This window comes from Halorhabdus tiamatea SARL4B (assembly GCF_000470655.1).
Taxonomy (GTDB): domain Archaea; phylum Halobacteriota; class Halobacteria; order Halobacteriales; family Haloarculaceae; genus Halorhabdus; species Halorhabdus tiamatea.
Window position 1 is genome coordinate 1,892,223 of the sequence record NC_021921.1, and the last position, 12,803, is coordinate 1,905,025.

Annotated in this window: 13 protein-coding genes; 6 read left to right on the forward strand and 7 right to left on the reverse strand. The window is 65.2% G+C overall.

The features are described 5' to 3' along the window. The first annotated feature begins 21 nt into the window (after positions 1–21). Positions 22–1,281, forward strand: coding sequence for a protoporphyrinogen oxidase (hemG, locus tag HTIA_RS09270; RefSeq protein WP_008526395.1), 1,260 nt, complete (start codon positions 22–24; stop codon positions 1,279–1,281). A 23-nt stretch (positions 1,282–1,304) separates the two neighbouring features. Here hemG and HTIA_RS09275 read toward each other — a convergent pair whose 3' ends face one another. The 6 genes from HTIA_RS09275 to HTIA_RS09300 form a co-directional block, all read right to left on the reverse strand. Beyond that, the gene (locus HTIA_RS09275; protein ID WP_008526396.1) at positions 1,305–1,964 is read right to left on the reverse strand and encodes a metallophosphoesterase family protein; all 660 of its coding nucleotides are present in this window, start codon (positions 1,962–1,964) and stop codon (positions 1,305–1,307) included. A gap of 101 nt (positions 1,965–2,065) precedes the next feature. Then, on the reverse strand, positions 2,066–2,491 hold the full coding sequence (locus tag HTIA_RS09280; RefSeq protein WP_008526397.1) for an RNA-binding domain-containing protein: 426 nt from the start codon (positions 2,489–2,491) through the stop codon (positions 2,066–2,068). A gap of 25 nt (positions 2,492–2,516) precedes the next feature. Continuing rightward, on the reverse strand, positions 2,517–3,113 hold the full coding sequence (locus HTIA_RS09285) for an AAA family ATPase (protein ID WP_008526398.1): 597 nt from the start codon (positions 3,111–3,113) through the stop codon (positions 2,517–2,519). Positions 3,114–3,583: 470 nt separating this feature from the next. Further along, entirely contained in the window at positions 3,584–3,814 is a 231-nt protein-coding gene (locus HTIA_RS09290) for a hypothetical protein (RefSeq protein WP_008526400.1), read from the reverse strand. A gap of 83 nt (positions 3,815–3,897) precedes the next feature. Beyond that, on the reverse strand, positions 3,898–4,608 hold the full coding sequence (locus HTIA_RS09295) for a DUF47 domain-containing protein (protein WP_008526402.1): 711 nt from the start codon (positions 4,606–4,608) through the stop codon (positions 3,898–3,900). A 98-nt stretch (positions 4,609–4,706) separates the two neighbouring features. Beyond that, positions 4,707–5,567 carry a sulfurtransferase gene (locus tag HTIA_RS09300; RefSeq protein WP_008526403.1) on the reverse strand — a complete coding sequence of 287 codons (861 nt, stop codon included), beginning with the start codon at positions 5,565–5,567 and terminating at the stop codon, positions 4,707–4,709. Positions 5,568–5,832: 265 nt separating this feature from the next. On the opposite strand from HTIA_RS09300, the gene HTIA_RS09305 reads away from it, so the two are divergent. Next, positions 5,833–6,609 (forward strand): sulfurtransferase, encoded by a 777-nt coding sequence (locus HTIA_RS09305; protein ID WP_008526406.1) that lies wholly within the window; start codon positions 5,833–5,835, stop codon positions 6,607–6,609. Between the two features lie 30 nt (positions 6,610–6,639). Here the strand turns inward: HTIA_RS09305 and HTIA_RS09310 are convergent, their stop codons facing one another. Then, positions 6,640–7,650 (reverse strand): AI-2E family transporter, encoded by a 1,011-nt coding sequence (locus tag HTIA_RS09310; protein ID WP_008526407.1) that lies wholly within the window; start codon positions 7,648–7,650, stop codon positions 6,640–6,642. Positions 7,651–7,913: 263 nt separating this feature from the next. On the opposite strand from HTIA_RS09310, the gene HTIA_RS09315 reads away from it, so the two are divergent. The 4 genes from HTIA_RS09315 to HTIA_RS09330 are packed head-to-tail and all read left to right on the forward strand — an operon-like array spanning position 7,914 to position 12,802. Next, positions 7,914–8,474: an NADH-quinone oxidoreductase subunit NuoE family protein gene (locus HTIA_RS09315; protein ID WP_008526408.1), complete on the forward strand. Its 561-nt coding sequence runs from the start codon at positions 7,914–7,916 to the stop codon at positions 8,472–8,474. A 12-nt stretch (positions 8,475–8,486) separates the two neighbouring features. Further along, a complete protein-coding gene (locus tag HTIA_RS09320; RefSeq protein ID WP_008526409.1) occupies positions 8,487–10,391 on the forward strand; it encodes an NADH-quinone oxidoreductase subunit NuoF in 1,905 nt (634 codons plus the stop codon). A gap of 3 nt (positions 10,392–10,394) precedes the next feature. Continuing rightward, positions 10,395–12,230: a 2Fe-2S iron-sulfur cluster-binding protein gene (locus tag HTIA_RS09325; RefSeq protein ID WP_008526410.1), complete on the forward strand. Its 1,836-nt coding sequence runs from the start codon at positions 10,395–10,397 to the stop codon at positions 12,228–12,230. After that, positions 12,227–12,802: an NADH-quinone oxidoreductase subunit B family protein gene (locus tag HTIA_RS09330; protein WP_008526411.1), complete on the forward strand. Its 576-nt coding sequence runs from the start codon at positions 12,227–12,229 to the stop codon at positions 12,800–12,802. Before HTIA_RS09325 ends, HTIA_RS09330 begins: the two co-directional genes overlap by 4 nt. Position 12,803 lies beyond the last annotated feature (1 nt).

The following is a 12,803-nucleotide window of genomic DNA, read 5'->3' on the forward strand; positions in this document are numbered from 1 at the left end:
GGAGACCCCCGAGGTGAACCGATGACGGTCGCCGTCATCGGGGCCGGAATGTCCGGACTCTCGACGACGCACTTCCTCGCACAGAAGGGAGCCGACGTCAAAACGTTCGAGGCGTCGGCCCAGCCGGGCGGCATCGTCCGGTCGACGACCGTCGACGGTCACGTCCTCGAACGGGGACCGCAGCGACTCCGCCTCTCGAAACCCGTCGAATCGCTGGTCGAGACGCTGGATCTCGGCGACGAGTTGCTCGTCGGCGACGACGACCAGCCCCTCTTTGCCTACTACGACGGGAAGCTCCGTCGGATGCCGCTGTCGGTGCGGGACGCGATCACGACGGATCTCCTCTCGTGGCCCGGGAAAGCCCGCGTCCTGCTCGAACCGCTGACCGGCGGGGCGAAGCCGGACGAAACTGTCGGGGCCTACCTCACGCGGAAGTTCGGAAGCGAGGTCGCCACGCGCTTCGCGGGGCCGCTCTACAGCGGTCTCTACGGCACCGACGCCGACGACATGTACGTCGAGTACTCGCTTGGCAAGGCGCTCGATCGCTTCGGCGTCGAGGGCAGCCTGCTGGTTTTCATGGTGAAGAAGTTGCTTGAAGGCGTCGAGACGCCGCCGATCGTCTCCTTCGAGGACGGTCTCCAGCGCCTCCCGGAAGCGATGTACGAGGCCCACGCGGAATCGGTCGACCTCGAGACGCCCGTGACCGGGGTCGAACCGGACGGTGACGAGTACCTCGTCAACACAGCGGACGGGACCGAGCGGGCCGAGACCGTGGTGTTCACCACGCCAGGCCCGACGACGGCCGCGCTGCTCGAAGATAGCGATCCCGAGGCCGCCGAAACAGTCAGCCAGTTCGCCTACAACCCGATCGGCGTCGTTCATCTCCACTCGGCGTTCGACGGGACGGGCCACGGCTTTCACATCATCGACGACGGCTTCAAGACGGACGGCAGCACCTGGAACCACAGTATGCTCGGCCGCGACGGCGTGTTCACGTCCTACGTCGGCAGCGGCGATTCGGAGTTCCTGGATGCCGATCCCGCGGTCATCGGACGGCGAGCGGCCGAGGAGTTCGAGACGGTCACCGGCGCGGCGGCGACGGTGCTCGACGCGGCCGTCCTCCGGCCCGGCATGCCGGCCTACGACCGCTCGTGGGCCGCACTCGACGACCTCGCGCTCCCGGACGGGATCGAGATCTGTGCGAGTTTCATGAGTCGGGCCGGGATCGTCGGGCGGATCGCCGGCGGCAAGCGGACGGCAGCGGCCGTCGCCGACGAATAACGTCACCGCTCCCGTCGAAGCCGTCACTGCCCGCGCGACAGTCGGGTGCCGATCCGCCGCGGGAGGCCCGCCTCGTCGACGGCGTCCATCACCGCGCCGACGTCGTAGCGCACGCGGCGCTGCTCGACGGTCATCGCGTCGAGATCGAGTAGGGCGTAGGCCGCGCCCGGATCCCGGTCGCGCGGCTGACCGACGCTGCCCGGGTTCAGGACGATCCCGTCGCCGTACTTCTCGTGACTCTGGACGTGGGTGTGGCCCAGCACCAGGACGTCCTCTTCGCCGAGGAGCCCGGGGCTGAACTCCGAGGGACGGGTGTAGTGATCGGGATCGTCGGGATGGCCGTGGACGACCTTGAGGCGACCGTCGAAGAGCGTGCGCTCGGTCGGCAGGTCCCCGAGCCACTCGCGGTCCGTCTCGGAGAGCTGTTCGCGGGTGTACTCGACGCCGGCCTCGGCCAGTTTGTTGAAGCCGGAATACGCCCCCGTGGCGACTGCCCGGTCGTGGTTGCCCTGGACGGTCGGCACGTCGCGCTCCCGGACCCAGTCGACGCAGAACTCGGGCCAGGGGTTGTACCCGACGACGTCCCCCGCACAGACGATCCCGTCGACCTCGGGCATGTCCCCCGCGACCGCCTCCAGTGCCACTTTGTTCGCGTGAACGTCCGCGATGACGGCGATACGCATACCTCCACACAGGAACCGGGGGCCTTAGAATCGGTCGGTTTGATCGGACGTTCACTCACTGTCAACGAGACGGTGGTATATGGGCGTGAATTGACGTAGTTTTAGGTACTTCCCTCGGGATCGACCGGCCGGCCGTCCCGGGTCGGCGGTGCGATATGGTCGATGAACGACTCTACGTCGGGCTCTTGGACACGGACGCTGACGTGGATCTCGCCGAGTTCGTCGGGTTCGCCCACCGAGAACGTCACCACGCCCTCGAAGGCCGCCTGCTTTTTCAGTGTGAAGCTGAACCGATCCCCCTGAAGATTGTCGAAGAACACGCCCCGGGCCGTATCGAGGATCTCCCGCCGGTGGAGGAGTTCCGAGAAGTGTTCGAGGTCGTGGGCCTCGGCGTGGAGTTCGCCCGGTCGCTGCTCGACGTCGGCGTTCGGGAAGACGTTCGTGATCGCGTCGGCGACCCGGTCGGTCACTTCCGTATCGTAGACGGGGGCCGTGATCTCGACGTCGACGCTGTAGACCTCGCTCATGCGTCCACCTCGATGAAACCCTCGCTCATCGGTCTCCCTCCACGAGTTCGACGCGGTCGTCCGCCGCGAGCGCCGACGGGCCGTCTGTCAGCAGCGTCTCGATGCGTTCCTGGAAGTCATCGAGGCTGTCGACGTTCTCGATCGTGACGTCGGCCATCTCCATCGCCGTACCCATGCCGAAGCCGCGTTCGCGCTCGTCGCGGTCCGCGAGGCTCTCGCCGCCGTCCTCGACCGCGGCGTCCCGCCCCCGCAGGTCGAGTCGCTTCGCCCGCGTCTCGAAGGGTGCCTCGACACTGACGAGCAGGAAGTCCTCGCCGAAAGCTGCCTGGAAGCGTTCGACCTCGACGTCCGAGCGGATACCGTCGACGACCACGTGCTCGCGTTCTTCGAGTGCGTCTTCGATGTGGGGAAGCGAGGCCACGGCGATGGCGGCCGGCCCGTTCTCCTCGCGCAGCGCTTTGGCGACCTCGCCGTGATGCGTCGCCGGGTCCAGCCCGCGGTCACGACACGCTCCCCGGATCACGTCGCCCATCGTGACGACCGGCACGTCCAGTGCGCGGGCCACCGCGGCGGCCTCGCTCTTGCCGCTGCCGGGCAGCCCCACGATTCCGAAGACTGTCATTGCGGGAGATTGGCCGAGGTCGGCTATAAGAACTGTCATCTTCCGTCTCGACACGGCGATCGTATTCCCCGTCGTCGGTGGCAATTCGAATCACACGATCGTCTTATTTTCTGGGTGAATATCGTGGTCTTTTTCTAAATATCACAGACCGGCTCTGCCCACAGAATATTGTGTTTGCATACCGCGACGTATGTGCATCGGTAACAAACATTAATAAACAATTATTACGATCCGGCTCTCACTGTTGAGTATGGCGACAAGCCAGCAAACCCAGTCGGGGTATCACACGTGCAGTTGTGGTGAGTCCTTCGAGACGACGGAGGACCTGCTCGAGCACGGACGAGAAGCCCACGGCCTGCACGTATTCTGAGGGTTGCTGGCAGCGTGGCTGGCCACCGTTTTTGCGCAGAAAGATCGCTCGAGATCGACACCGTATACCCGCGTCGGCGTGAGCCACTGGACTCGGGTAGTCACCTCGAGAATCCGTACTCGTCGACCTCCTCTTCGCTCTCGTCGTCGTTCTCGACTGCCTGTTTCAGAATGTAGGGGGTCACGATTGCGTCGAGGGCGGCGACGCCGAGGACGATCCATCGGAGTGATCCCTCCAGAAACAGGATCGCGACGGCCGCGAGGACGGCAGCGCCGGAGAGGCCGATCAGCCTGCGAACGCGTGCGTCCGCCAGCGGGTTGTCGTCAGTCATGCGGTTGGCCGTTTTTCTTCCTGAACGATAAAATCCGATGGTCGCGGCTCTTCGTGCCGACAGTCGTGGTGTCGCCGACGGGATCACTCCTCGCTCGGATCGACCTCGGTGACCAGCCCCGGCTCGTCGCTGGCGATGACGATGATCTGATCGGTGACGTCTTCCATCGTGTTGGCGAGGTCGTCGAAGAGGATCGCGAGTTCGCGGTACATCAGCGCCTCCGCAGTCTCCTCGTCGGCGAAGGCGGTCCGGATGACGTCGTTTTTGATCGAATCGCACCGGCTCTCCATGTCCCGGATCGCCTTGATCTCACCGTAGAGGGTGTCCGAGCCGCTGGTCGTTCCGAGCCCGTGGACGAACCGTTCGACGACCTCCTCCAGAGTCTCGGTCATGTCCGCGACGTGTTCGGCCATCTCGCGCAGTCCCTGGTAGCACTCGGTGTCAGTCGGCGGCTGCATCATGGCGATCTCGTCGGCGATGCGTTCGGTGACGTTCGCCAGCGAGTCGACCTGCTTGTAGAACTCGATGAGTCCCGACTGGTTGTAGTTGATCCGGGTGTTGAGCAGCCCCATGTCCTCGGGGTCCGAGTTCGTGATCGAGCTGATGATCGAGCGGATCATCGTATCGCCCTCGCTCTCCAAGTCGCCGATGCGCTCGACCGTCGCCGCGTAGTCCTCGCCGTTCTCGTACTCTTCGAGCAACTGTGGGAGCAACCCGAGACAGTCGTCGAGTCGCTCGAGATACGCGTCCGTCTGGGATTCGAGCTCTCGTCCGAAATCGGATTTTTCGGCCATACGCGATGTCACGTCCCCCGAATGGAAAGAGTATTCGTTCCGTTCCCGACTGGAACCACACGATTCGTGGTTTGCAACCAGTGACGCGGGCACTCGCGTCAGTCGCCGCTACCGGTCTCGACAGGTGCCCCGACGAGGTTGCCCCACTCGGTCCAGGAGCCGTCGTAGTTGATGGCGTCCTCGTAGCCCAGCAACTCGTGCAGAGCGAACCAGGCGACCGAGGAGCGCTCGCCGATCCGGCAGTACGCGACGGTCGTACTGTCCCCGTCGATGCCGTACTCGCCGTAGAGCTCTGCCAGCTCGTCGAAGTCCTTGAACGTGCCGTCGTCGTTCGTGACGGCCGCCCAGGAGATGTTCTGGGCACCCGGGACGTGGCCGCCGCGCTGGGCGGTCTCCTGGAGACCCGGCGGCGCGAGAATCTCACCGCTGTATTCCTCGGGGCTCCGGACGTCGACGAGCGGGACGCCGCGCTCGATCGCGTTCTCGACGTCTTCGCGATACGCGCGGATGGACTCACGCGGCCCGCTTGCCTCGTACTCGACAGCCGGGAAGTCAGGCACCTCGTCCGTCGTGGGATAGTCGTTCTCGACCCAGTACTCGCGACCGCCGTCGAGGAGTCGGACGTCGTCGTGGCCGTAGTACTTGAACTGCCAGTAGGCGTAGGCGGCGAACCAGTTGGAGTTGTCACCGTAGAGGACGACCGTCGACTCGTCGCTGATGCCATGGGAACCCAGCAGGTCCGCGAAGTCGTCCTTGCGCAGGATGTCCCGCGTCGTCTGGTCCTGCAACTGGCTCTCCCAGTTGAACCCGACTGCGCCGGGTGCGTGGGCTTCCTCGTAGGCCTCCGTGTCCACGTCCACTTCCACGAGCCGGTGGCCGGGATCGTCACTCTCGAATGCGTCACGGTTGTTCTCGACCCACTCCGCCGAGACGAGAACGTCGTTTGCGTACTCAGTCATGATGCAATCCTCTCTACAGGCGATACCCATAAAGACGCTGACGTAACGGCAGGTACGGCCACTCCTCGGCCGTAGGGGCAGGTGTTGCCGTCTGGCGGTCGATGCCATCTCACCCGGACTGACGGAATCGGGTACCGGGTCGCCGTCGTCGTGTGCGAGGCGGCCCCGGCCACCCAGATGGTGCAGGTGTTGCCGCCATCTCGGAGCACTGGCAGTCGAGGGTGAGGGCCACACGTTCAAACCCGACGCACGCGAACACTCGGCCATGACAGATTTCGTCTCGGTGGGGTGGCTCGCCGACCGCCTCGAAGCCGTTCACGTCGTCGACGTCCGCGATGCCTGGGAGTACGAGGGGATCGGGCACCTCCCCGATGCGGTGTCGATCCCCTTCGATTCGTTCCGGGCCAGCGAGGGCGACGCGGGCATGCTCCCCGGCGCGGACGTCTTCGCCGACTTGCTCTCGGCGGCTGGAATCACCGCTGCGGACGACATTGTCGCCTACGACGACACCCACGGCGTCTTCGCCGCGCGCTTTCTCGTGACCGCCGAGTTGTACGGTCACGATCCGGGCCGGCTTCACCTCCTGGATGGTGACTTCAGCGCCTGGCAACGCGAACGGGAGACGACCGACGAGTCGCCAGACGTGACACGGACCGACTACGAGATCGAGCGACCGGCCGAGTCGCCGCTGGTCGGTCGCGAAACCGTCGCGGCGGCGATCGATACCGACGCGGTGATCGTCGATACGCGCGAGCGAGAAGAGTACGAGGAGGGCCACATCCCGGGAGCCGTCCAACTCGACTGGCGGACGCTCGTCGACGACGAGACACGGGGACTCAAACCTCGCGAGGAGATCGAGACGCTCCTCGAATCCGCGGGCATCACGCTCGACTCCCGGATCGTGCTCTACTGCAACACGGCCCGGCGGATCAGCCACACCTACGTCGTCCTCCGGCACCTGGGCTACGACGACGTGGCGTTCTACGAGGGGAGTCTCACGGAGTGGGCGGCGGCGGGCGAACCGATCGAGACGGGGGTGTAGCGATCGCCGTCGGTCCTGGCAGGGTGTCGATCAGGACTCTGTGGTCTCCACGGCGTCGGGGTGCTGTTCAGAGGCCAACAACTCGACGGACTCCGCGAGTAGCGCCACCACGACAGGCCCGGCGATGATGCCGATCGCCCCCAACGAGAGGACCCCGCCAGTGAACCCGATGAAGTAGAGGCTCCCCGGCAGGTCGGCAGTGAGTTCTGAGAGCCGCGGCCGAATGAGCACGTCCGGCAATCCGGCGATGAAGACGAGCCCCACTGTGCCGACGAGGATCGCACCCGTCACGTTCTCGGCGAACACTTCGGCGAGCACCAGAACGCCGATTAGGACGCTCGGGCCGATGATCGGCACGAACTGCAAGATCCCACTCAACACTGCGAGCGTGACTGTCGCGTCGTAGCCCAGCGCGAAAAAGACCGGAAGCGCGATGAGGAACGTCCCGGCCCCCGTCGCCCCCTGGAGAATATAGATGCCATAGAGCGTGTCCCGGAGCCGTTCGTGTAACGCCGCGAGGATGTCGTGATACTCGGCGGGGACAGTCCGGTGGAGGGCCCGTGCGGGCATCGTCGGCTTGAGTAAGAGTGCGTACACCAGCAGGACGAACAGGAAGAACTTCAACGCGAGCGCGGGCGCGGCACTCGCCGCGTCGATCGCCAGTCCCTCGGCCGTCTGCTGTGCCGTCTCGAAGACTGTCGAGACGTCGACCGCGTAGGTCCGCTCGAGGACTGTCAGCGAGAACTCCTGTGGGATGTCCGAGAGAATCGCGAAGAACGTCGATCGCCTGGCGTAGACGGCGTACCCGATCGGTGCCAGCACGGCCAGCGCTACGACGAACGCCACAGCAGTGCTCACGCCGGCAGCGATACGTGCTCCGACGCCGCTGGCCGCGAGCCGGCGACGGATCGGATACAGGACGTACGCGACTGTGATGGCGAAAAAGACCGTCCCGAAGACACTCCACAATGTGAGGACGGCGAGTGCGGCTATCCCACCGAACAGACCGACTAACGCGAGAACTCGACGAGACGGCGGCATAGCGCCCTTTCTCGTGGACGCCGCTTAACGCTTTTTGCGCTTGCATTGCGGTCGCTGGGACGACACCTCGTTTGTGATTTTTCTTCAACTCTGAGATCCGATCGACGAATATGTTTGTTCTCGGGCTGTGAATAGTCGAACTGGCCAAAATCGCTCGTTAGATGTTGATTCGTGATCAGTCTATCACATTCTACCATATATATTTTCAAGCAGTGGGAATACGGTACATTCCTTTACATGAAGTACCGGTAAGTACTACCCATATGGCAACGCTAGACCGCGTCAAACAGTCATTGCGGTCGGAGGAGTCCGACGTTGGGGCTGATTCGGGCGTCATTCCGGCCGACGCCGGGGTCGGGGACGTCTGTGACGAGGAGGTAGCGACGGTCCGGGAGATCCTCGTCGACGTTCCGACTGCCAAGGAAGGGGTCATTCCGGCGTTGCAGGACGTCCAGGAGGCGTATGGATACCTGCCGAAGTTCACGATGGAACTCATCGCCGAACACACCGGGACGTCGATGGCCCACGTCTACGGGACGGCCTCGTTTTACTCGCAGTTCCACATGGAGCCCCGTGGCGACCACACGATCAAGGTCTGTACGGGGACGGCCTGTCACGTAAAGGGGGCCGACGAGGTTTCCGAGGCCTTCTGTGACGAACTCGACGTCGACCTCGAAGAGGTCACCGACGACGGCCAGTTCACCGTCGACCACGTCCGGTGTATCGGTGCGTGTAGCCTCGCTGTCGCCGTTATGGTCGGCGACGAGGTCTACGGTGACGTCCAGCCAGACGAGGTCGACGAGGTCATCGAGGAATACCGATAGGAGGAATTAGGAATGTCAACTGTACTCACCGAACCACGTCGCGTTCGTACCGAAGACGACCTGGCCGACTTACAGACCGAGGGCGAACAGTCGTTGTACCCGGAGAAGACGAAGGTCCTCGTCGGGATGTCCTCCTGTGGGAAAGCCGCCGGGGCCGACGACGTTTACGGCCTGTTGTCGGCCGAACTCGGGCCGAGCGAGGACGCCACGGTCGAGAAGACCGGCTGCATGGGCTTCTGTGACCGCGAACCACTCGTCGAAGTCATTCGTCCCGACGGCGTCTCGATCATCTACGAGAACGTCACCGAGGCCGACGCGAGTCGGCTGGCGAGTGCGGTCGAAGACGGTAAGTTGCCCCAAGAAGGGGCCCTCGCCGCCAGGAGCCACGCCGAGGACTGCGACCACGACCACGGCGTCCCACATATCGACGAGGTCCCCTTTTACGAGTCCCAGCAACGGGTCGTGCTGGGCAACAGCGGTCTCGTCGACCCCGAGAGCCTCGAAGAGTACGTCGCCCGGGACGGCTACTTTGCGCTCTGGGAGTCACTCTCGGAGGGGTCGCCGACGGAAGTCATCGAAGAGATCAAGGAATCGAACCTCCGGGGTCGCGGTGGCGGTGGCTTCCCGACGGGGATGAAGTGGGAGTTCCTCGCCGGCAACGACGCCGGGCTGAAGTACCTCATCTGTAACGCCGACGAGGGTGACCCCGGCGCGTACATGGACCGGACGCTGCTGGAGAGCGATCCCTATGCGGTGCTCGAGGGCATGACCATCGCGGGGTACGCCCTGGGCGCGGAGAAGGGGTACATCTACGTGCGCGCGGAGTACCCCCTCGCGATCGAGCGCCTCCAGCACGCCATCGAGCAGGCCCGAAAGGCCGGCCTGCTGGGCCAGGACATCTTCGGCGAGGGCTTCGACTTCGACCTGGAGATCAAGAAGGGCGCGGGGGCGTTCGTCTGCGGCGAGGAGACCGCGATGATCAACTCCCTGGAAGGGGGTCGCGGGATGCCCCGGCCACGGCCACCGTACCCCGCCGACGAGGGGCTGTGGGCCGAGCCGACCAACGTCAACAACGTCGAGACGTGGGCGAACGTGCCCGCAATCGTCCGCAACGGCGCGGAGTGGTTCGCCGACATCGGCACCGAGGAGTCCGGCGGGACGAAGGTGTTCTCGGTCACCGGCGACGTCGAGAACACCGGCCTCGTCGAGGTACCCCTGGGCACCCGCTTGGAGGAGGTCGTCTTCGAGATCGGGGGCGGGACCACCGGCGGCGAGTTCAAGGCCGTCCAGACGGGGGGCCCCTCCGGCGGTGTCATCCCCCGCGAGCACGCCCAGACGCCCATCGACTACGAGACGCTGATGGAACTGGGGTCGATGATGGGCTCCGGTGGGATGATCGTCATGGACGAGTCGACCTGTATGGTCGACCAGTCGCGGTTCTTCCTCGATTTCAGCGTCGACGAGTCCTGCGGGAAGTGCCCGCCGTGTCGGTACGGCACCACTCAGATGCTCGAGATGCTCGAGGCGATCACCGACGGCGAGGCCGACCCCGACGTCATCGCCGAACTCCGGTCGCTGGGCGAGTCAATGGAGGAGATGTCGCTGTGTGGCCTGGGTCAGACCGCGGCCAACCCGGTGATGAGTACACTGGATTACTTCGAGGACGAGTACCGCGCCCACGTCGAAGACGAGGAGTGTCCCGCCGGGGACTGCGAACTCGGCAGTGGCGAACACGCGGGGACGTACAAGATCATCCCCGACGAGTGCATCGGCTGCCAGCAGTGTACCGACGCCTGTCCGGTCGACGCCATCGCGGGCGAACCGGGCGAGGTCCACGAGATCGACCCCGCAGCCTGTATCGGCTGTGGGCAGTGCGTCGAGGCGTGTCCGGTCGACACCATCGAGGTGAGGGGTTGAACAATGAGCGAGTCAGCAAGTCCAGACGAGATCGACGACGGCGTCACCCTGACCATCGACGGTCAGGAGGTACAGGCACGCGAGGGCGAGACGATCCTTGAGGCTGCAGAGCGGGTGGGCATCGACATCCCGACGCTGTGTGCCTACGCCGACCTGACGAACGTCGGTGCCTGCCGGATGTGTCTGGTCGACGTCGACGGCGAGCGCCGCGAGACCGCCTGTACGACCGCCGTCGCCGACGGCATGGAGATCGAGTACGACACCGAGGACCTCTGGGAGCAGCGCCGGACGATTCTCGAGCTGATGTTCACCGAGGAGAACCACTACTGCATGTACTGCGAGATGGAGGGCGACTGCGAACTCGAGGCCATGTTCAACCGCGCCGGCCTCGACAGCGATCGCTTCCCACTCGAGTACAAGGACATCGAGCCGGACACCTCCAGCGAGTACATCACGATGGATCTCGACCGGTGTATCGGCTGCGGTCGGTGCATCCGGACCTGCGAGGAAGTCGTCGCCAACGACACGCTGAACTTCGGCAATCGCGGCCGCGAGACGACGATCATCGCCGATTCGGGCGTCCCGCTCGGCGAATCCTCCTGTACCTCCTGTGGCGCCTGCGTGCAGGCCTGCCCGACGGGGACGCTGTACAGCCCGCTCAGCGCCTACAAGGGCCGCGAGCGGGACTGCGAGGTCGAGACGACGACCTGCAGCGAGTGTTCGGTCGGCTGTGAACTGGCGGTCTACACCAACTCCGGCCGGATCGTCAAGATCGAAGGCGTCGAAGGCGGCGCGGACGGCGGCCAGCTGTGTGAGATGGGTCGCTTCGAACTCCTCGACGACCGTCGGGAGCGGATCACCGAGCCGCGAGTCGACGGCGAGACGGTCGATCTCGACACGGCCATCGAGACGGCCAGCGCGGAACTCGCCGACGCCAACTCGGTCAACGCGGTCGCTTCCGATCGACTGCCGACCGAGACCCTGGACGCGTTCGCGGAGGCGATGGACACCCTCGAGGCCGCTCTCGAGATCCCCGGGGCAAAGCGCCGGGCCACCGAGGCGGCGATCCGCGAGGAACTGGCCGCCGACGGCCATGCGGACCTGCAAGCCGAGTCGATCGAAGATATCCTCGACGCGGAAGGGATCGTCGTCTACGATACCTCGATCGTCGACAGTCACCCCGTGGCGGCGTCGTACGTCCGCCGCGCGGCGAAAGACGGGGCCGACCTGGTCACCGTCGACGGCGAGGAGGATCGCCTGAAACGCTTCAGCGACGACAGCCTGACCGTCGGCTCGCCGCTGGCCCAGGCTACCGCGGAGGCTGCGGGCGCGATGGCCGACGGCGGCAGCGCGTCGCCGATCGCGGGCGTGGCCGAGGCCGCGACCCGCACCCTGGACGCCGAAGAGAGCGTCGTCGTGCTCGGCCCCGAGATCGAGGACGCAGACGCACTCGTCGATGCCTACGGGCTGGCGGCGATGACCGAGAGTCAGATCGTGAGTCTCGACCGGGGTGTCAACCGCGCCGACGTCGTGGCCGACGGCGTCGACGAACCGGCCGAGGTCGCGTACCTGCTGGCCGGCGACGATCGCGACGAGGACCTGGATCGAGCGATCGAGGTGGCCCGGCAGGCTGACACCGTGATCGCCCAGGCGACCCGCGAGTCGGCGCTGACCGACATCGCCGACGTGGTCCTCCCGGCGCTCGACTGGTTCGAGCGCGAGGGGACGATCGTCGACGCCGACGGCGAGCAACGGCCGGTCGATCGCGTGCTCGAACCGCGCGGGGCGGTCGACGCCGATCTCGACGTCATTGCGGCGCTTCAGGAGGTGGCCGCATGAGCGCACAGACTGAAGCTGACGCCCGCAACGACGACCGGACGACCGTCGCGACGGTGTGTCTGGGCGGCTGTTCGGGGTGTCACATGGAGTTTCTGAACGTCGATCACGGCCTCGTGGAGCTGGTCGAGGACGTCGACATCGTCGCGAGTCACATGATCGTCGACGAGAAGGGCGTCCCGGAGGCCGACGTCGGCATCGCCGAGGGCGTCGTCACCAACGAGGAAAACGTCGAAGTCGCCGAAGAGCTCCGGGAGAACTGCGACACCGTCGTGGCCTGGGGCGACTGCGCCGCGCTGCGCGGGATCATGTCCCTGCGAAACTACCAGGACCGCGACGAGATGTTAGAAGAGACCTTCATGGGCGAGGCCGACGACGAGAGCGAGGTGCCCTTCGGCGACGACGAAGGCGTTCCGGAACTCCTCGAGGAGGCCAGACCGCTCGACGAGTTCATCGACGTCGACGTCTACGTGCCCGGGTGTCCACCGGACGCAGACGTGATGAAGGAGAGCCTCGAAGCGCTGGCTCGTGGGGAGACCCCCGAGATCGAAGGCGAGAAACTACAGTACGACTGAG